This window comes from Staphylococcus sp. LKG4-2 (assembly GCF_050955665.1).
Lineage (GTDB): Bacteria > Bacillota > Bacilli > Staphylococcales > Staphylococcaceae > Staphylococcus > Staphylococcus saprophyticus.
Window position 1 is genome coordinate 997055 of sequence record NZ_CP194532.1, and the last position, 21342, is coordinate 1018396.

General features: G+C 33.6%; 22 protein-coding genes. 21 read left to right on the top strand and 1 reads right to left on the bottom strand.

Going from position 1 to position 21342, the window contains the following annotated elements:
* Positions 1-247: 247 nt before the first annotated feature.
* Positions 248-1045: a type II pantothenate kinase gene (coaW, locus tag ACM6UH_RS04765; protein WP_047503324.1), complete on the bottom strand. Its 798-nt coding sequence runs from the start codon at positions 1043-1045 to the stop codon at positions 248-250.
* A 215-nt stretch (positions 1046-1260) separates the two neighbouring features.
* Here coaW and ACM6UH_RS04770 point away from each other — a divergent pair, with 215 nt between their 5' ends.
* The 21 genes from ACM6UH_RS04770 (at position 1261) to atpE (ending at position 21288) form a co-directional block, all read left to right on the top strand.
* Positions 1261-2121, top strand: a complete 861-nt coding sequence (locus ACM6UH_RS04770; RefSeq protein ID WP_011302661.1) for a GNAT family N-acetyltransferase — start codon at positions 1261-1263, stop codon at positions 2119-2121.
* A gap of 109 nt (positions 2122-2230) precedes the next feature.
* The gene (gene rpoE / locus ACM6UH_RS04775; protein WP_011302662.1) at positions 2231-2779 is read left to right on the top strand and encodes a DNA-directed RNA polymerase subunit delta; all 549 of its coding nucleotides are present in this window, start codon (positions 2231-2233) and stop codon (positions 2777-2779) included.
* Positions 2780-3098: 319 nt separating this feature from the next.
* On the top strand, positions 3099-4709 hold the full coding sequence (locus tag ACM6UH_RS04780) for a CTP synthase (protein WP_002482705.1): 1611 nt from the start codon (positions 3099-3101) through the stop codon (positions 4707-4709).
* 257 nt (positions 4710-4966) lie between these two features.
* The gene (fdaB, locus tag ACM6UH_RS04785) at positions 4967-5827 is read left to right on the top strand and encodes a class IIb fructose-bisphosphate aldolase FdaB (RefSeq protein ID WP_011302664.1); all 861 of its coding nucleotides are present in this window, start codon (positions 4967-4969) and stop codon (positions 5825-5827) included.
* A 380-nt stretch (positions 5828-6207) separates the two neighbouring features.
* The gene (locus ACM6UH_RS04790; RefSeq protein WP_011302665.1) at positions 6208-7467 is read left to right on the top strand and encodes a UDP-N-acetylglucosamine 1-carboxyvinyltransferase; all 1260 of its coding nucleotides are present in this window, start codon (positions 6208-6210) and stop codon (positions 7465-7467) included.
* An 86-nt stretch (positions 7468-7553) separates the two neighbouring features.
* A complete protein-coding gene (locus tag ACM6UH_RS04795; RefSeq protein WP_011302666.1) occupies positions 7554-7877 on the top strand; it encodes a winged helix-turn-helix transcriptional regulator in 324 nt (107 codons plus the stop codon).
* Positions 7878-8288: 411 nt separating this feature from the next.
* Positions 8289-9716 carry an aldehyde dehydrogenase family protein gene (locus ACM6UH_RS04800; protein WP_011302667.1) on the top strand — a complete coding sequence of 476 codons (1428 nt, stop codon included), beginning with the start codon at positions 8289-8291 and terminating at the stop codon, positions 9714-9716.
* Positions 9717-9926: 210 nt separating this feature from the next.
* Positions 9927-11243, top strand: a complete 1317-nt coding sequence (rho, locus tag ACM6UH_RS04805; protein WP_011302668.1) for a transcription termination factor Rho — start codon at positions 9927-9929, stop codon at positions 11241-11243.
* A gap of 144 nt (positions 11244-11387) precedes the next feature.
* Positions 11388-11645: a type B 50S ribosomal protein L31 gene (locus ACM6UH_RS04810; protein ID WP_002482711.1), complete on the top strand. Its 258-nt coding sequence runs from the start codon at positions 11388-11390 to the stop codon at positions 11643-11645.
* A gap of 342 nt (positions 11646-11987) precedes the next feature.
* The gene (locus tag ACM6UH_RS04815; protein WP_011302669.1) at positions 11988-12587 is read left to right on the top strand and encodes a thymidine kinase; all 600 of its coding nucleotides are present in this window, start codon (positions 11988-11990) and stop codon (positions 12585-12587) included.
* Positions 12587-13663 carry a peptide chain release factor 1 gene (prfA, locus tag ACM6UH_RS04820; RefSeq protein ID WP_002482713.1) on the top strand — a complete coding sequence of 359 codons (1077 nt, stop codon included), beginning with the start codon at positions 12587-12589 and terminating at the stop codon, positions 13661-13663. The genes ACM6UH_RS04815 and prfA overlap by 1 nt, the downstream gene beginning before the upstream one ends.
* Positions 13650-14486 (top strand): peptide chain release factor N(5)-glutamine methyltransferase, encoded by an 837-nt coding sequence (prmC, locus tag ACM6UH_RS04825; protein WP_011302670.1) that lies wholly within the window; start codon positions 13650-13652, stop codon positions 14484-14486. The genes prfA and prmC overlap by 14 nt, the downstream gene beginning before the upstream one ends.
* 93 nt (positions 14487-14579) lie before the next feature.
* Positions 14580-15623, top strand: coding sequence for an L-threonylcarbamoyladenylate synthase (locus ACM6UH_RS04830; RefSeq protein WP_047503316.1), 1044 nt, complete (start codon positions 14580-14582; stop codon positions 15621-15623).
* Positions 15620-16042: a low molecular weight protein arginine phosphatase gene (locus ACM6UH_RS04835; RefSeq protein ID WP_011302672.1), complete on the top strand. Its 423-nt coding sequence runs from the start codon at positions 15620-15622 to the stop codon at positions 16040-16042. Before ACM6UH_RS04830 ends, ACM6UH_RS04835 begins: the two co-directional genes overlap by 4 nt.
* Positions 16043-16187: 145 nt before the next feature.
* The gene (locus ACM6UH_RS04840; RefSeq protein WP_047503313.1) at positions 16188-16712 is read left to right on the top strand and encodes a TIGR01440 family protein; all 525 of its coding nucleotides are present in this window, start codon (positions 16188-16190) and stop codon (positions 16710-16712) included.
* 22 nt (positions 16713-16734) lie between these two features.
* Positions 16735-17973, top strand: a complete 1239-nt coding sequence (glyA, locus tag ACM6UH_RS04845) for a serine hydroxymethyltransferase (RefSeq protein WP_061050519.1) — start codon at positions 16735-16737, stop codon at positions 17971-17973.
* Between the two features lie 20 nt (positions 17974-17993).
* Positions 17994-18623, top strand: a complete 630-nt coding sequence (gene upp / locus ACM6UH_RS04850; protein ID WP_048787211.1) for a uracil phosphoribosyltransferase — start codon at positions 17994-17996, stop codon at positions 18621-18623.
* 22 nt (positions 18624-18645) lie between these two features.
* A complete protein-coding gene (gene wecB, locus ACM6UH_RS04855; protein WP_061050520.1) occupies positions 18646-19776 on the top strand; it encodes a non-hydrolyzing UDP-N-acetylglucosamine 2-epimerase in 1131 nt (376 codons plus the stop codon).
* Positions 19777-19935: 159 nt separating this feature from the next.
* On the top strand, positions 19936-20286 hold the full coding sequence (locus ACM6UH_RS04860; RefSeq protein WP_011302677.1) for an ATP synthase subunit I: 351 nt from the start codon (positions 19936-19938) through the stop codon (positions 20284-20286).
* A gap of 27 nt (positions 20287-20313) precedes the next feature.
* A complete protein-coding gene (gene atpB, locus ACM6UH_RS04865) occupies positions 20314-21042 on the top strand; it encodes a F0F1 ATP synthase subunit A (protein ID WP_011302678.1) in 729 nt (242 codons plus the stop codon).
* Between the two features lie 39 nt (positions 21043-21081).
* On the top strand, positions 21082-21288 hold the full coding sequence (atpE, locus tag ACM6UH_RS04870) for a F0F1 ATP synthase subunit C (RefSeq protein WP_002482721.1): 207 nt from the start codon (positions 21082-21084) through the stop codon (positions 21286-21288).
* Positions 21289-21342: the final 54 nt, after the last annotated feature.

Consider the following 21342-nt stretch of genomic DNA (forward strand, 5'->3'; position numbering starts at 1 on the left):
ACAGTTACATGATTAGTATCTGTATTATTCAATTTCATATTTATAAATAAAACAGTAATTTCTAGTGTTTTAAACTAGAAATTACAGTTTTTTGTTTATACCCATTCAGTATGATTGTAAAAATCCTATAAAATCATTTTTCATTTAGATAACTCATATAATGTCCTGTTTTTAATATGTCATATTGTGGCAGATAAACGTGCTTAATGAGCAGTCTATACATTATATAATTTAATGAATATAAGCATTATAAATGTATAGAACCTAGAGCACCAGAAAATGCACCATGCTCAATATAATAAGGTTCACACCCACGTAAAACAGTATAGTCTTTGACGACATCCTTTAATAAATCGTTATTGTGGAAGGAAGAACCGATATAGGCAACATTTTTTGTATTATGTTCTCTTGCGACAGTAATTGACATTGTCGTAATGACTTCACCGACGACTGCAATTACAGAAGCCAATTTATCTGCATCTGTAAATGATTCATCTAAATGATGTAGCACATTACCAAAGTTAGCTGCAGTTAAATCGCCAGAAATAGGAGGCTCACTATCTTTATATATATGTTTTACCTTTAAATCTATAATATCACGGTTACCATTTTGAGCTGTATCAGTTAACTGTTTATAGTTACTGATACCTGTGAGTAGGTATCCAAGGCCTTGTATCATACCGCCACCGGTGCCTATTCCGCCTACACGCTTTTGCGCTTTGCCATTTGAAAAATGAAGTGAAGTACCAGTACCAACATTAGTGAAAATATAATCATCTAAGAAATGACCTTGTTCTTCTAATAGAATTTCTAGCCCTTTAGCTGCAGCATCAAATTCAACAAATACACGAGATTCACAATTGAGTTGTTCATTAATTATGGCAGCTTGCCCACCCGTCAGATTAATGTTGTTACAATCTTGTTGATTTAACCATTGAATGACTTCCTCAATTTCAGTAGTTAATCTTGTGCTGTATGTTCGTTCACCGTTTTTTTCTTGAACAATTTTAATGAGCGTGCCACCAGCATCGACACCTATCTTCATCTGTATTCCCCCTAATAAAAATTTCCATTATAACTTATAGTATAATAAAATGAAGGAAAATCAAATATGGATTTAATAGGATTGATAGAATAGTTCACAATTAAGGCTGTTAATTAATTAGGTATGTTTCTAAATTATATGTAAATTTATAGGTTGATTTGATTCAGAAGTGGTATGAATAAATAACGACTACGTTTTTAATAGGGGATTAAAACATGTTTATAAAGGAAAATTTTGAAAATATTACGGTACAAGTTTATGAAGAAAAATATAGACAATCTTTATATGATTTCAAATTAAGTGAAAGACAGCAAATTTATTCATCATTACCTAAAGATGTATTGGATGATGCGATCAATGATGAAGATAGAATTCCAAATATTGCACTAAATGATGAAGGTGAAGTTGTTGGCTTCTTTGTACTGCATCAGTATTATCAACATGAAGGATATGACACGCCAAATCAAGTTATATATGTGAGATCCTTATCAGTCAATGAAGATTTTCAAGGTTATGGCTATGGTACGAAAATGATGATGTATCTGCCTAGGTATGTACAGACACTTTTTCCAAATTTTAACCATTTATATTTAGTGGTCGACGCTGAAAATAAAGGCGCTTGGAATGTTTATGAACGTGCGGGCTTTATGCATGCAGCTACAAAAGAAGAAGGACCTATTGGAAAAGAAAGGTTATATTACCTTGATCTAGATTCTAAACATGTCTCTTCTTTAAAATTAAAACCGAACACAGAAGAACAACCATTCAATATTCATATCATTGATTTAATTAAAGATGATAATAAAGTGGGATTTATTGCTATTGAAAGACATGAAGATCGAATGAATATCTCTTCGGTTGAAGTTAACAAAGAAGAACGGCACCATGGTATTGCTGAAAGCGCATTGAGACAATTATCTACATATGTACGTAAACATTTTGATAATGTAAAGTTATTGACAATCACTTTGTATGGTGAAAATAATGAATTAAAACCGTTATGTATAAACAGTAATTTTGTTGAAATAGATGCCGCAGATGATTATATTGTCTTTGAAAAATATATAAATTACTAAATGCGATTGCGAAATCAGGAATTGTCATTTATAATTTACATTTGTTATTATTACTTATGTTAAACTTAGTACTGATTTGGATAAACGCCTTTGAAAGGAAGAATAAATAATGAGAATTCAAGATTACACAAAAGAAATGGTTGATGAGAAATCATTTATCGATATGGCATATACGTTATTAAATGAAAAAAATGACACAATGAACTTATATGATATTATTGATGAATTTAAAGCACTTGGACATTATGAAGACGACGAAATCGAAAATAGAATTGTTCAATTCTATACAGATTTAAACACAGATGGTCGTTTTTTAAATGTTGGTGAAAATATTTGGGGATTACGTGATTGGTATTCAGTTGCAGATATTGAAGAAAAAATTGCGCCTACGATTCAAAAATTTGATATTCTGGACGACGATGATGAAGAAGATAAAAACTTAAAATTACTTGGTGAAGATGAGGCTGATGATGATGATGATATTCCAGCAGTTACAGATGACCAAGAGACTTTGAATGATCCAGAAGATCCAGAAGATGACGATGTTGATGAAGATCTTAATGAAACAGATATCGTTATCGATGAAGATGATGAAGATTTAGACGAAGAAGATGAAGAAGAAGAAGAATTTGAAGACGAAGAAGAAACAGAAGAATAATTCTTTGAGATTTAATTGACTTTTTTCGTGAACATGATAAAATTTTATTCGGGCTCCTTTAATTAGGACGACGTGTATAAATATTATACGCTCCCCCTTACAACCATGTGAGAGGGAGCGATTTTTTTGTTTTAAATAATATATCAGTTTTATAGTATTTTATATTTTGAAAGTACTTGTTACGACAATTAATACATATAATGATGAAGCATTTAAATATGTAAATGTTGTATCACAAAATTTAGCAACTAATTTGGAAATTTGATACGAATCAAAACGTATTGTAAGAAAATACGGTTTTAATCATAGGAGGCAGAACATGACAAAATTCATTTTTGTAACTGGTGGAGTTGTTTCTTCATTGGGTAAAGGTATCACGGCAGCATCTTTAGGAAGATTATTAAAAGATAGAGGATTAAAAGTCACGATTCAAAAATTTGATCCATACTTAAATGTTGACCCAGGCACAATGAGTCCATATCAACATGGTGAAGTTTTTGTGACAGACGATGGTGCTGAAACTGACTTAGACTTAGGACATTATGAGAGATTTATTGATATAAATTTAAATAAATATTCAAATGTAACGGCTGGGAAAGTTTATTCTCATGTCTTAAAAAAAGAGCGTCGTGGTGATTATTTAGGTGGTACAGTTCAAGTTATCCCGCACATTACGAATGAAATAAAAGAGCGTTTATTATTAGCTGGGGAAAGTACAAATGCAGATGTAGTTATTACTGAAATTGGTGGTACAACAGGGGATATAGAGTCATTGCCATTTATTGAAGCAATTAGACAAATCCGTAGTGATTTAGGACGCGAAAATGTAATGTATGTTCACTGTACTTTGTTACCATATATCAAAGCTGCTGGAGAAATGAAGACAAAACCAACACAACATAGTGTGAAAGAATTAAGAGGTCTTGGTATCCAACCAGATTTAATTGTTGTTAGAACAGAATATGAACTTACTCAAGATTTAAAAGATAAAATTGCGCTATTCTGTGATATTGATAAAGCAAGCGTTATAGAATGTCGTGATGCTGATTCATTATATGAGATACCTTTACAATTAAGTAAACAAGATATGGACGATATTGTGATTAAGCGTTTAGAATTAAATCCAAAATACGAAACGCAATTAGATGAGTGGCAATATTTATTAGATACGGTTAACAGTTTAGATGGCAAGATAACAATTGGTTTAGTAGGTAAATATGTAAGCTTACAAGATGCATATTTGTCAGTTGTCGAGTCATTAAAACATGCTGGCTATCCATTCAAAAAAGATATCGAAGTGAAATGGATTGATTCAAGTGAAGTTACCGATGAAAACGTTGCTGAAATATTAGCAGAAGTTGATGGTATATTAGTACCTGGTGGATTTGGATTCCGTGCAAGTGAAGGTAAGATATCAGCTATTAAATATGCACGTGAAAATAATGTGCCATATTTCGGTATTTGTTTAGGTATGCAATTAGCAACTGTTGAGTTTGCTCGAAATGTCATTGGACTAGATGACGCGCATTCAGCAGAATTAGATCCTAATACACCACATCCTATAATCGACTTATTACCAGAACAGAAAGATATCGAAGATTTAGGCGGTACACTACGCTTAGGTTTATACCCTTGTCATATCAAAGAAGGTACATTAGCAAATTCAATTTATAATGAAACTGAAATTGAAGAAAGACACCGTCATCGTTATGAATTTAATAATGAATATAGAGAACAACTCGAAGCAAACGGAATGGTGTTTTCTGGAACAAGTCCAGATGGTCGTTTAGTAGAAATGGTAGAAATTCCAAGCAATGACTTTTTCGTTGCATGTCAATTCCATCCAGAATTTTTATCAAGACCTAATCGCCCTCAACCGATTTTCAAAGCATTTATAGAAGCATCATTGAACCATCAGCAATCTAAATAATATGTTAAGACACACATACTCGAACTATTACGTCGAGATGTGTGTCTTTTTTTATTTAGTGCTTCGTTCAAATGTATGTATATAAAAATGGGGTATAAACGATTATTAAAATTTGAAATTTAGGCGATTTTTATACATCTAGAATAAAAATATAAAATAAAAACGCTTACAAATATATTGAAGAATGCAAAAGGTATATGACTTTGATATAATTAGATTGTAAAAATATGTGCTTAAAGCACCAAGGAGGAACTTTCATGCCTTTAGTTTCAATGAAAGAAATGTTAATAGATGCAAAAGAAAATGGTTACGCAGTAGGTCAATATAACCTTAATAACTTAGAATTCACTCAAGCAATTTTAGAAGCTTCTCAAGAAGAGAACGCTCCTGTAATTTTAGGTGTATCTGAAGGTGCTGCTCGTTACATGGGTGGTTTCTATACAGTTGTTAAAATGGTTGAAGGTTTAATGCATGACAAAGAAATTACTGTACCAGTTGCAATTCACTTAGACCACGGTTCAAGCTTTGAAAAATGTAAAGAAGCAATTGACGCTGGATTTACATCAGTAATGATTGATGCTTCACATGGTTCATTCGAAGACAATGTTGAAATCACTTCAAAAGTTGTAGAATATGCTCATGAACATGGTGTTTCAGTTGAAGCAGAATTAGGTACTGTTGGTGGACAAGAAGATGATGTAGTTGCTGACGGCGTAATCTATGCAGATCCTAAAGAATGTCAAGAACTTGTTGAAAAAACAGGTATCGATACATTAGCGCCAGCATTAGGTTCAGTACACGGACCTTATAAAGGTGAACCAAAATTAGGATTTAAAGAAATGGAAGAAATTGGTGCTTCTACAGGATTACCATTAGTATTACACGGTGGTACAGGGATCCCAACGAAAGATATCCAAAAAGCAATTCCTTTTGGTACTGCTAAAATCAATGTAAATACAGAAAACCAAATTGCTTCAGCTAAAGCTGTTCGTGAAGCTTTAGACAATGATAAAGAAATGTATGATCCTCGTAAATATTTAGGACCTGCACGTGAAGCGATTAAAGCTACTGTTATTGGTAAAATTAAAGAGTTTGGTACATCTAACCAAGCAAAATAAGTTAACGAATAACTTTTGATACTTTATATATGTTGTATCGATTTATGAGGGCGAGACGTCGAAATCAAATTCATTTTTTTGATTTCTGCTTCGCTCTCTTTTTTATGTTATAATTTGTTAGGTTTGTGTAAAAAAGCAATCAGGAAAGCACGGATAACATAAAATTTTAATAATAAATCCTTATAATTATGATTTGAATTGGTAAATAATGGGAATTGAAACAATAGTAAAAAAAATTATATACAAGAGAAAACACTTTATTTTATATGAAATAAATTTTAATAAACTGATGTGCTTTGCAAACTGTAATAAATTAATTTATAATGCAAATGATGTTATGGAAGAGAAATATTGATTGAAAGGCAAAGGAGAACATACGAATGGCTCAAGAAGTGATTAAAATTAGAGGTGGTCAAACACTAAAAGGTGAAGTGAACAACCACGGTGCTAAAAATAGTGCAGTAGCAATTATTCCAGCCGCAATTTTGGCTGAAGACAAAGTAACAATTGAAGGCCTTCCAGAAATCTCTGATGTAGAAACTTTAGTAAGTTTACTTGGAGATTTAAATATTAAGACTGAATTAGATGGTATGACATTAAATGTTGATCCAAATGAAATTGAAAATGCACCATTACCTAATAATAAAGTAGAATCGTTACGTGCTTCATATTATATGATGGGCGCTATGTTAGGTAGGTTTAAAAAATGTGTGATTGGATTACCAGGTGGTTGTCCTTTAGGACCGAGACCCATTGATCAACACATTAAAGGTTTCAAAGCTTTAGGTGCTAAAATTGATGAATCAAGTTCTACATCAATGAAGATAGAGGCTGACAAATTAACAGGTGCGAATATCTTTTTAGATATTGTAAGTGTTGGTGCAACAATCAATATTATGCTTGCAGCAGTTCGTGCTGAAGGTCAAACTGTCATTGAGAATGCTGCAAAAGAGCCAGAAGTAGTTGACGTAGCTAATTTCTTAACAAGCTTAGGTGCAGATATCAAAGGCGCTGGCACAAGTACGATTAAGATTAATGGCGTAGAACATTTACACGGTTCACATCATCAGGTCATTCCAGATAGAATTGAAGCTGGTACATATATGTGTATTGCCGCAGCATGTGGTGAAGATATAACAATTAATAATATTATTCCAACGCATGTAGAACCATTAACAGTGAAATTAAAAGAGCTTGGTGTTGATATTCAAGTTGGTGATGATAGCGCCGTAATCCAACGTAGTACACCATATGCTAGTGTTGATATTAAAACACTTGTATATCCTGGATTTGCTACCGATCTTCAACAACCTATTACCCCATTATTGTTTATGGCTGATGGTGTATCATTTGTTACCGAAACGATTTATCCAGCACGTTTTAGACATGTAGATGAATTGAAAAACATGGGTGCAGATATTTCGGCAGATAATGGTACAGCAACAATTAAGCCATCTAAACTTACTGGCGCAGAAGTTTATGCTAGTGATTTACGTGCAGGTGCTTGCCTTATTGTAGCTGGTTTATTAGCTGAAGGTGTTACAACAATTTATAATGTGAAGCATATTTATCGTGGTTATACTAATATCGTTAGTACTTTAAAATCTTTAGGTGCAGACATTTGGACTGAAGAAGTATAGAAAATGTGGTATAATAAATATACTTAGTAACCAAAGTGTACTTAGTTTAAATGATAATAGAATAAATCGATATTGAGGTGATGACCATGAAGGTTTGCCCTTATCTAGAAGAAACCTTTAAAATAGTAGGTAGAAGTTGGAATGGTCTTATTATTAATTATTTATCTAGATGTACGGAAAAGTCTGCACACTTTTCAGATATGAAACGTGATTTAAAGACAATTACACCACGTGCACTTAGCATAAAGTTAACGGATCTTAGTGAATGGGGACTAGTTGAAAAGAAAGTGGTTTCTACCAGTCCAATGAATATTCTTTACCAACTGACAGATAAAGGTGATGCTTTAGCAGCAGCATTAGTGCCAATGGAAAAATGGGCTCAAGATTATATTGAACTCGAAAATAAATAGTAATTAAATTCTAAAGTAAAAGCGAAATTCAAAATATTACTAAAAGAGAATGGAGCACACAGTCTTAATTAGGTATTTCTAAAGACAATCAATTCTATTAGTTGTGATTGGAAAGTAGCGTATTAAAGTGGAAGTATAATTTAATCATTTTCGATTGCTCTGAATTTTTAAAGAGACCAAGACATAAATCGATGTCTTGGTCTCATTTTGTATATGAATTGGAGTGTACATGTAGTTATTCACTGAATAACAAAATGGCGCTGAAATTTAATGGGTTAAAAAATTGTGTAAAATGAATGGAAAACGCTTTATAACAACGTTTGCTACGATTTGGCGTGAGCACTTATGTTTAAAAAAATGAAATCTCGGTTAAAATGGTATTATCAACAAAAGTTAAGGAGTGAATTATTGATGAGAAATTTCACTAAACAATATATCAACGGAGAATGGGTTGAAAGTACAAGTGGAGAAACACTTGAAGTAATTAATCCTGCAACAGAAGAAGTTGCTGGTACGATTGCTAAAGGTAATAAAGAAGACGTGGAAAAAGCTGTAGAAGCAGCAGATAACGTATATTTAGAATTCAGACACACTTCAGTTAAAGAAAGACAAGATTTATTAGATCAAATAGTACAAGAATATAAAAATAGAAAAGAAGACTTAATTCAAGCAATTACAGACGAATTAGGTGCACCTCTATCTGTAGCGGAAAATGTACACTATCAAATGGGCTTAGATCATTTTGAAGCAGCACGTGATGCATTAAATGATTTCCAATTTGAAGAACGTCGAGGCGATGATTTAGTTGTCAAAGAAGCAATCGGTGTTTCAGGACTTATTACACCATGGAACTTCCCAACAAATCAAACGTCATTGAAATTAGCTGCTGCTTTTGCTGCTGGTAGTCCGGTAGTATTTAAACCTTCAGAAGAAACACCATTTGCAGCTATTATATTAGCAGAAATTTTTGATAAAGTGGGTGTACCTAAAGGTGTATTTAACTTAGTCAATGGTGATGGACAAGGTGTAGGTAATCCATTAAGTGAACATCCAAAAGTAAGAATGATGTCATTTACTGGTTCTGGCCCAACAGGTTCAAGTATTATGAAAAAAGCTGCAGAAGATTTCAAAAAAGTATCACTTGAACTAGGTGGTAAATCACCTTATATTATTTTAGATGATGCTGATATCGATGGTGCAGCAAGTGCAGCTGCTAATAAAGTAGTGTTCAACACAGGGCAAGTTTGTACTGCAGGTACAAGAACAATCGTTCCAGCAAGTATAAAAGAAGACTTTTTAACAGCTGTAAAAGAAAAATTCAGTCAAGTAAAAGTAGGTAACCCTAGAGAAGAAGGTACACAAGTTGGACCAATTATAAGCAAAAAACAATTTGACCAAGTACAAGCCTATATTGACAAAGGTATTGAAGAAGGTGCCGAATTATTATATGGTGGCCCTGGTAAACCTGAAGGATTAGACAAAGGTTACTTTGCAAGACCAACTATTTTTAATAATGTAGATAACAGCATGACAATTGCCCAAGAAGAAATATTTGGACCAGTAATGTCTGTGATCACATATAATGATTTAGATGAAGCAATCAAAATTGCAAATGATACAAAATATGGTTTAGCTGGTTACGTTTATGGTAGTGATAAAGATACACTTCATAAAGTAGCACGTTCAATTGAAGCAGGTACAGTTGAAATTAACGAAGCTGGACGTAAACCTGATTTACCATTCGGTGGTTATAAACAATCTGGTTTAGGCCGTGAATGGGGCGACTACGGAATCGAAGAATTCTTAGAAGTTAAATCAATTGCAGGTTACTACAATTAATAAGTTAATTTAATAGGTAATGTGAATCTATATGAGAGTAGAACAATGAAATCTTTTTAAGAGAAATTAGATTTCTGTTCTACTCTCTTTTTATAATTTATATATCGAAATACATTTTGTAATTAAATAGGAAATTTGCTATAGTTATAAAAGTAGTAGCGTAGTTACTATGTTATTTAAAAAACTTATTTATGAAATGGGTGCAAGATAATGCCTGAAAAAGTACGAACATCACCTCAGTATGAATCGTTCCACGAGTTATACAAAAATTACACTACAAAAGATCTCACTCAAAAAGCAAAATCTCTTAAGCTAACAAACTATAGTAAATTGAATAAAAAAGAACTTGTTCTCGCGATTATGGAAGCGCAAATGGAAAAAGATGGTAACTATTATATGGAAGGCATTCTAGATGATATCCAACAAGATGGTTATGGCTTTTTAAGAACAGTTAATTATTCTAAGGGAGAAAAAGATATCTATATCTCAGCTAGTCAAATTCGTCGTTTTGAAATTAAACGAGGAGATAAAGTGACTGGTAAGGTTAGAAAGCCAAAGGATAATGAAAAGTATTATGGTTTATTACAGGTTGACTTTGTTAATGATGAGAATGCAGAAGAAGTAAAAAAACGTCCTCATTTCCAGGCGTTAACGCCGTTATATCCAGAAGAAAGAATTGTGTTAGAAACTACAAAGCAGAATTTTTCAACTCGAATCATGGATTTAATCACGCCAATTGGATTAGGACAACGTGGACTTATCGTTGCACCGCCTAAAGCAGGGAAAACCTCTTTATTAAAAGAAATTGCAAATGCAATTGCAAAGAATAAACCTGATGCAGAATTATTTGTATTATTAGTAGGAGAACGACCAGAAGAGGTTACTGATATAGAAAGATCTGTAGAAACTGCAGAAGTAGTTCATTCTACATTTGATGAGCCACCTCAACACCATGTCAAAGTTGCAGAATTATTATTAGAACGTGCGAAACGCTTAGTTGAAATTGGTAAGGATGTCATTATACTAATGGATTCTATAACAAGATTGGCACGTGCTTATAACCTTGTTATTCCGCCAAGTGGTCGTACGTTATCTGGTGGGTTAGATCCAGCATCTTTACACAAACCAAAAGCATTCTTTGGTGCAGCAAGAAATATTGAAGCGGGTGGCAGTATGACTATATTAGCTACAGCTTTAGTTGAAACTGGTTCGCGTATGGATGACATGATTTACGAAGAATTTAAAGGTACTGGAAACATGGAGTTACATTTAGATCGTAAATTAGCAGAACGTCGAGTATTTCCAGCAATTGATATTGGACGCAGTTCAACACGTAAAGAAGAATTGCTCATTGATCCCAAAGAACTGGATTCATTATGGCAATTACGCAATATGTTTACAGATTCAACGGACTTTACAGAAAGATTTGTTCGTAAACTCAAACGAACAGACAATAACCAAGAATTCTTTGAACAGTTACAAAAAGCTGCTAAAGAAAGCACAAAAACGGGTAAACCAATCATTTAATTACTAAATGATTCATAGATATAATACCAATATGAGATTTAGGGTTGCGTTTTATATTTATAGACATTATAATTATCAAGTATTGGGTAAAAAACTCACAAAAAACTCTGTTCCAGATGGTTCAGGGCAAAGGAGCTGAAAATAATGAGACAAAATATTCATCCTGAATATCACAATGTTATCTTTTTAGATACTACTACAGATTTTAAATTCTTAAGTGGTTCAACTAAAACATCATCAGAGACAATGGAATGGGAAGATGGTAATGAATACCCAGTTATTCGTTTAGACATTTCATCTGATTCACATCCATTCTACACAGGACGTCAAAAATTCGCTGCGGCGGATGGTCGTGTGGAACGTTTCAACAAAAAATTCGGATTCAAATCAAGCAACGAATAATTGTTGGTATAAGGCATTCTCATTTTATGAGAATGCCTTTTTATGTTAAAAAGCACTTCCTAATCACAAATAGATATCATAAACAATGTTGAAATTCCTTTATTTTATGAGTAACGATACTGGCTGCAAGTATACCATTAAATTTAAGTTTGTATACAATGTTGAAACAAAATGGATCAGTTTTGTTAGTAGGCAGTTCAATGAGAATTTAACGATAGTTCTATTTATATATCCCAAATTGTTACATAAAATTAACGCAGTAACTTGAAAATATATCCTATTTTGTAGTGGAAAATATGATATAATGAATCGATTATGTTTTGAAAAAAGGTGGAACGCATAATGTATGAAACTTATCATTCCGGGTGGATTGAATGTATTACTGGAAGTATGTTTAGTGGCAAATCTGAAGAGCTTATTCGTCGATTAAGACGAGGGCTTTATGCTAAACAAAAAGTAGTTGTATTTAAACCAGCTATAGATGACCGCTATCATAAAGATAAGATTGTTTCTCACAATGGCAATGCTATAGAAGCAATTAATATTTCGACAGCAGCTGAGATATTAAAGCACGATTTATCAGAAGTAGATGTAATTGGAATAGACGAAGTGCAATTTTTTGAAAATGGTATTGTACATATAGCTGAACAGTTAGCTGAAAAAGGACATAGAGTCATTACTGCTGGTCTAGATATGGACTTTAGAGCACAACCTTTCGAGCCAATGCCACAATTGATGGCTGTGAGTGAGGATGTAACTAAACTTCAAGCAGTTTGTGCGGTTTGCGGTGCATCGTCAAGTCGTACGCAAAGATTAATTGATGGTAACCCAGCAAAAATCGACGACCCAGTCATTTTAGTTGGTGCTAATGAAAGCTATGAACCCAGATGCAGAGCGCATCATATAGTAGCGCCTAGCAATACTGAGAAGGAGGAAATGTAGTGTTTGATCAATTAGACATAGTAGAAGAAAGATATGAACAATTAAATGAAATGTTAAGTGATCCTGATGTCGTAAATAATCCAGATAATTTACGTAAATATTCTAAAGAGCAGGCAGAATTACAAAAAACAGTGGACGTTTATCGCGATTATAAACAAACAAAAGAAGATATTTCTGAAGTAGAAGAAATGTTACGTGATACAAAAGATAATGATGAAATTGAAATGTTGAAAGAGGAACATCAAACACTTCAAAATAAAGTACCTAAGTTAGAAGAAGAACTTAAGTTCTTATTGATCCCTAAAGATCCTAATGATGACAAAGACGTTATTGTAGAAATTCGTGCAGCAGCAGGTGGAGATGAGGCGGCAATTTTTGCTGGTGATCTATTTAGAATGTATTCCAAATATGCTGAAACGTTAAATTATAAGACAGATATTGTAGAAGTTACCGAAAGTGATCATGGTGGTTATAAAGAAATAAGTTTTTCTGTTTCTGGTAATGGTGCTTTTAGTAAATTAAAATATGAGAATGGTGCACACCGTGTACAGCGTGTACCTGAAACTGAATCAGGCGGACGTATCCATACATCAACAGCTACAGTTGCAGTACTTCCTGAGGTAGAAGATGTTGAAATAGAAGTTCGCAACGAAGATTTGAAAATTGACACATACCGTTCAAGTGGTGCAGGTGGTCAGCACGTTAATACAACAGATTCAGCTGTGCGTATTACACATATTCCAACCGGTGTTATTGCGACTTCTTCAGAAAAATCGCAAATCCAAAACCGTGAAAAAGCACTAAAAGTATTAAAAGCACGCTTATTTGATATGAAATTACAAGAAGAGCAACAAAAATATGCTGCCCAACGTAAATCAGCAGTGGGTACAGGAGATCGTTCAGAACGTATCAGAACCTATAACTATCCGCAAAGCCGTGTAACAGATCATCGTATTGGTTTAACTTTACAAAAATTAGACCAAATTATGGAAGGTAAGTTGGATGAAATTATTGATGCTTTAACTTTAGCGGAACAAACTGATAAATTGAAAGAATTAAATAATGGTGAATTATAAAACATTATTAAATCAAGCTAAAGTGAAATGCAATGAACAAGGTATTGAATCAACGCGTGCCGAATGGTTAATGTTGGATTTGTTTAATTGGTCTAAAGCCAATTACTTAATGCATATGGATGATGAAGTAACACTTCAACATAAAAACTTATTTGATGACGCAACACAAAGAATGCTAAATGATGAACCAATACAATATATCCTAGGTAAACAAACATTCTATGGTGAAGTTTTTAAAGTGAATAAGCATTGTCTTATTCCAAGACCTGAAACAGAAGAAGTAATGCTTCATTTTTATAATCAACTTCATTCAGGAGATTGTGTTGTAGATATAGGCACGGGGAGTGGGAATATACCGATTTCATTAAAAAAATTGGACCCTTCATTAGAAGTTTATGCTACAGATTTATATACTTCAGCGTTATCTGTCGCTAAGGCTAACGCTAAGATGCACCAAGTAGAAATTAGATTTCTACTTGGTGATACATTAATGCCACTGATTGAGCACGGCATCAAAGTAAATGGACTTATTTCTAATCCGCCATATATTGATGATAATGATGCATTAATTATGGATAATACAGTGTTAAACTATGAACCACATACTGCGCTTTTTGCAAAAAACAATGGCTATGATATCTATGATAAAATTATAGATCAGTTACGCGAAGTATTATTGCCAAATGCGAAAGTTGTGTTTGAAATTGGATTTAATCAAGGACAAACATTGAAACAACGTATTATTGAGAAATATCCAAGTTTAGATGTGCAAATCATTAAAGATATAAATAATAACGACCGAATAATTTCATTTGTTTGGTGATCATAAGTTATGTGCTAAACATGATTAATCATGAGAGTGCATAACTTTTTATTTTGTTTTAAAATAGATAACAAGATGAAAGGGTGTGTCTAAGTGAATACAAAAATATGGGATTTACGCCAATCTAATAATCAATTGAATACAGATAATGAACTGAATGATATAAAAGTAATTTTTGAAAATGGCGGTTTAATTGCTATACCAACTGAAACTGTATACGGATTGGGTGCAGATGCACGTAATGAAGCAGCAATTAAACACATTTATAGTGCGAAAGGTAGACCATCTGACAATCCTTTAATTGTTCATATCTATAAAGTTGAACAAATACAAGCTTTTACAGATAAGCTGTCAAAAGAAGTTGAAATGTTAATGAATGAATTTTGGCCTGGACCGATTTCATTTATTGTTCCATTAAAAAAAGGCTATTTATGTGAAAGTGTTAGTGGTGGGTTAGATTCCATTGCAGTGCGTATGCCAAGTCATCCAATCGGAAGACAAATACTAAAATATGTTGATATGCCAATTGCGGCACCCAGTGCAAATTTGAGTGGCAGACCCTCACCGACTACATTTGAACATGTTTATCGTGATTTGGACGGGCGTATCGATGGTATTGTGAATGGAGACCAAAGTGAAGAGGGGTTAGAAAGTACTGTGCTCGATTGTACACAATTTCCATTTAAAATCGCTAGACCCGGTTCTATCACAAAATCTATGATAGAAGCGGTTATTCCAGACAGTGTGACAACAATAGGTACATTAGATTCTGAAAAACCAATTGCTCCAGGTATGAAATATAAACATTATTCACCTGATACACCAGTAAAAATATTGAAGTCTTTTAATGCGTTACCTACATCGACTTCAAATTGGACACAAACAGCGTTTATCGTACCTCGTAGCAAACAAGCGTTAATACCAGAAGCTGCGAAATTTATACCTTTATGCGAAGATGAAAATGATATTAAAGGGGCTAATCATAATCTTTATCAAATATTGCACCAGTTAGACCAAGACGATCAAATTCAACATGCCTTTATTTATGGATTTGATTTGAATGATAACACTACGGCAATTATGAATAGAATGATGAAAGCGGCTAATCAATCTATTATTGAAGGAGCAGATTTATGAAAATCATTTTTGTTTGTACAGGAAATACTTGTAGGAGTCCTATGGCTGAAAGTATCGCTCAGTCCAAATTACCTAACCATACAATTGTGTCACGTGGTATGTATGCTATAGATGGTCAACCGATATCAGATCATACTAAGGAAATTTTACTTGAGCGTCATTTAAATGTGCCATACCAAGCCCAGTCTTTTACTGCTTCAGATATAAATGCAGATTTAATATTGACGATGGGTTCATCTCATAAGCGCATAATTAAGGAATTGTATGATAACACCGATCACGTATTTACTTTAAATGAGTATGTAGACAAGATAGGAGAGGTTTCCGATCCGTTTGGTGGGAGTAAATCTGCATATCTTGAAATATATAATGAATTAAATTTACTGATAGATAGTTTAAAAAATAAAATATTAAACTAATAAATTAGTGAAATTAGTATAAGTACGTTAGTAAATACGTTATAATAAAAACGTGTAGCAAATTTGCTATCAGTCAATTTTGTATGTTTTAAAGCGGTTTGAGATTCAATTACTTTTTATGTCATTAATAAAAAGGGGTGCAAGAATGGAAGATTTGAAGTTATTGTTAGATGAATTAAAATCACAATCTTTTTTCAAGGCTAATGAATTATGCATTATCGGTTGTTCAACATCAGAAGTCATTGGTGAACGCATTGGTAGTGTAGGTTCTATGGAAGTAGCTAAAGAAATATTTAATTCATTGAAAGTAATCGAAAATGAAACGGGCGTTTCTTTTGTATATCAAGGTTGTGAACATATAAACAGAGCGGTAACAATAGAAAGAGCACAATTCAATCCCCTCACGATGGAAGAAGTTACGGTTGTACCAGATGTTCATGCTGGCGGAAGTCTTGCCACTTATGCATACAAGCATATGGATGAACCAATAGTTGTTGAACATATATCGGTACCTAAAGGTATTGATATTGGTCAAACCCTTATTGGAATGCACATCAAGCATGTCGCTATTCCAGAACGTACAAGTGTTAAGCAAATTGGTGAAGCAATTGTAACCATCGCTTCTTCAAGACCTAAGAAAATTGGTGGCGAAAGAGCAAAATATAACTAATACAGAAACGAGGGAATTACCAATGTCATTTATTCAAAAGCAAGATAAAGAAATATATGAAGTGATTCAAAATGAATTTAACCGTCAAAATAACAATATCGAGCTCATTGCTTCAGAGAACTTTGTTTCAGAAGCAGTTATGGAAGCCCAAGGATCAGTGTTAACGAACAAGTATGCTGAAGGCTATCCTAATAGAAGATATTATGGCGGTTGTGAATACGTAGATGTGTCAGAAACATTAGCTATTGATCGTGCTAAAAAATTATTTGGCGCAGAACATGTTAATGTTCAACCACACTCAGGATCTCAGGCCAATATGGCTGTTTATCTCGTAGCATTAGAACACGGTGATACTGTATTAGGTATGAATTTAAGCCACGGTGGCCATTTAACACATGGTGCACCTGTGAACTTTAGTGGTCAATTTTATAACTTTGTGGAATATGGTGTAGACCAAGAAAATGAGCAAATTGATTATGATGAAGTATTAAAAGTTGCTAAAGAACATAAACCTAAATTAATTGTTGCTGGTGCATCAGCTTATTCAAGAACAATCGATTTCAAACGATTCAAAGAAATTGCTGATGAAGTTGGCGCAAAATTAATGGTTGATATGGCACATATCGCTGGTTTAGTCGCAGTTGGTTTACATCCAAATCCTGTGGAATATGCAGATTTTGTAACGACAACTACACATAAAACATTACGCGGACCTCGTGGTGGCATGATTTTATGTAAAGAAGAATATAAAAAACAAATTGATAAAACGATATTCCCAGGTATCCAAGGTGGCCCATTAGAGCATGTGATTGCTGCTAAAGCAGTTGCATTTGGTGAGGCATTACAAGATGACTTTAAAGTTTATCAACAACAAGTGCTTCAAAATGCTAAAACATTGGCTAACACATTGACTGACGAAGGATTTAGAGTTGTATCTGGAGGCACGGATAATCACCTCGTCGCAGTAGACGTCAAAGGTTCTGTGGGTATTACAGGTAAAGTTGCTGAAGAAACACTAGATGCAATTGGAATAACTTGTAATAAAAATACAATTCCTTTTGATCAAGAGAAACCTTTCGTAACGAGTGGTATTCGTTTAGGTACCCCAGCTGCAACAACACGTGGTTTTGATGAAACTGCTTTTGAAGAAGTTGCGAAAATCATTAGTTTAGTTTTAAAAGACCCAGAAAATGAAAAAGCATTAGCCGAAGGGAAAGAAAGAGTTAATACTTTAACTTCAAAACATCCTTTATATAATTAAAAATTGGAGGAAATAAATTTATGGGCAAAGTACATGTTTTTGATCACCCACTTATTCAACACAAATTAAGTTATATCCGTGACGTACATACTGGGACTAAAGAATTTAGAGAGCTAGTAGATGAAGTAGGTATGTTAATGGCATATGAAGTTACAAGAGATTTAGAATTACAGGATGTGGAAATAGAAACACCAGTAACAAAAATGATTGCTAAAAGATTAACAGGTAAAAAATTAGCGTTTGTACCAATCTTAAGAGCAGGATTAGGGATGACACAAGGTATTTTAACATTAGTACCTGCAGCTAGAATAGGTCATGTGGGTCTTTATAGAGATCCTGAAACACTAGAAGCCATTGAATATTTTGTGAAATTACCACAAGATATTGAAGAAAGAGAAATTGTAGTTGTAGACCCAATGTTAGCAACAGGTGCTTCAGCTATAGAAGCTATTAATTCATTAAAAAAACGTGGTGCTAAAAATATTCGTTTTATGTGTTTAATCGCTGCCCCTGAAGGTGTAGAAAAATTACAAGCAGCTCATGAAGATGTGGATATATTTATCGCTGCATTAGATGAAAAGCTTGATGATCATGCATATATCACACCAGGTTTAGGTGATGCAGGTGACCGTTTATTCGGTACAAAATAGTTTCGCCCAGGAGTGGAGTAAAATGAAAAAAATAATGACTGTCTTCGGCACACGTCCAGAAGCAGTAAAAATGGCACCTCTAATTCAAGCGTTGAAACATGACGATGCGCTAGAACCTATCGTAGTTGTTACGGCTCAACATAGAGAAATGCTTGATTCAGTTCTGACTAGCTTCCACATCACACCAGATTATGATTTGGATATCATGAAACAAGGCCAGTCACTGTCTGAAATTACGTCACGTATTTTATCGAGACTAGAGGATGTTATAAAGAAAGAACAACCAGATATGATACTCGTTCATGGTGACACAATGACGACGTTTGCTGGTAGTTTAGCAGCATTATATAATCAGATTCCTATAGGTCATGTCGAGGCTGGCTTAAGAACATGGGATAAATATGCTCCATTTCCTGAAGAAATGAATAGACAAATGGTAGGGGTAATGGCAGATTTGAATTTTGCCCCTACCAATAATGCTGCTCACAATCTTTTAGCAGAAAACAAACCAGAGGAATCAATCGTTGTGACAGGTAATACGGCTATAGATGCTATGAAGACGACAATACATGATTACTATCATTCTGAGATTATAGCAAAGCATAAAGATAAACGTATCATTTTGTTAACTGCGCACCGACGTGAAAATATTGGTGAACCTATGGTGCATATATTTAAAGCTGTTAGAGATATTGTCGAAGCATTTGAAGATGTCGTTGTGGTTTACCCAGTGCATAAAAATCCTAAAGTTAGGGAAATTGCAGAAACTTATTTATCAAATCACGAGCGAATTGAATTGGTGGAACCATTGGAAGTCGTGGATTTTCATAATTTTGCCCATCAATCATACTTGATATTAACAGATTCTGGAGGTGTGCAAGAAGAAGCGCCTTCATTAGGTAAACCTGTACTTGTGTTAAGAGATGCTACAGAAAGACCCGAAGGTGTGAATGCTGGTACGCTTAAAATAGTAGGCACCCACGAGAAAAACATATTTGATTCTACGAAACAATTATTAGATGACAAAATGTTATATGACAAAATGAGCCATGCACGAAATCCTTATGGAGATGGAAATGCCGCTTTACGAATTTGTGAGAATATCAAATATTATTTTCATATAATTTCCAAAAAGCCAGAATCATTCAAATAATTAAAAAGGGGGAATGTGTCGGTTCTGTGACAATTTGAGAAAAAATTAAACTACATTTTGTATAGAATTGACACGTTAACTACCCCTATATTATTATTAAAACTGTATGATTGAAATGGTTCTCATTATTGCATGAAAAAGATGAAGCGAGGCATAGTCATGGAACGTTTCAACATCATTTTTAATAGATACATTCAATACTATTTATATGGTATAGTTGTACTATTAATTGTGTTTATTTTCACATACTCACCATTTATATTAGGACTTATAATAGGTACAATTGGATCACTTTTTAATACTTTTACTTTCGAATATTATTTAGCAAAGGCAAAAGAAAAAGATAACATACATATTTCAACGGGCAACGTTTGGAGATATTTAATAGTGGTTCTAGCATGTTGTATTTGGTATTTTTATAAGGATGAAATTAATATCATTGGTGTGGTTATTGGTTTAATGATTTCATATGTTTTAATTGTTTTCAAACCATTTTTACACAAGAAATAAATTTTAAAACGAAAGAGGTGAGAAAGCATGAATCATAAAGACCCTCTAGTCAGCTGGAATGTATTTGGTCTAGACGTCGTGTTTAATCTTTCATCAATTATGATGTTGATTATTACAGCAGTTATTGTTTTTGTCATAGCTATTATTTGTACACGCAACCTCAAAAAACGACCAACTGGTAAACAAAATTTCATAGAGTGGGTTTTTGACTTTGTAAGAGGTATTATTGAAAGTAACATGGCATGGTCAAAAGGTGGGCAATTCCATTTCTTGGCAGTAACACTTATATTCTTTATATTTGTGAGTAATATGCTAGGACTTCCATTTCAATTAATTTCAGGGCATACGTTGTGGTGGAAATCACCAACAGCTGATGCGACAGTTACTTTAACACTGTCAACACTCATCATTCTATTAACACATTTTTATGGTGTTAGAATGAAAGGTACAAAAGGTTATTTCCAAAACTATACAAAACCAATCTTTTTATTACCAATTAATATCTTTGAAGAATTCACTTCAACTTTAACGTTAGGTCTTCGACTCTACGGTAATATTTTCGCAGGTGAATTGCTATTAGGATTATTGGCAGGATTAGTAACAGGTGATTCAACTAGAGCATGGGGTTGGATAATCGGTTTACCTGGTTTAGTTGTTTGGCAAGGGTTTTCAATTTTCATCGGTACAATTCAAGCATATATTTTCGTTATGCTTTCAATGGTTTACATGTCCCATAAAGTTCAGGACAGTCATTAATTAATTAAATTTTAAAGAAAAACTAGGAGGATTTTATAAATGAATTTAATCGCAGCAGCAATCGCAATCGGCTTATCAGCATTAGGTGCAGGTATTGGTAATGGTCTTATCGTTTCAAGAACAGTAGAAGGTGTCGCTCGTCAACCAGAAGCACGTGGACAATTAATGGGTATTATGTTCATCGGTATCGGTTTAGTTGAAGCATTACCTATCATTGGTGTAGTTATCGCTTTCATGTCACTATAATTCAACTAATTATTATGGCGAAGTCTGAAAGACTTTCGCCGTTCGTTTTTATCA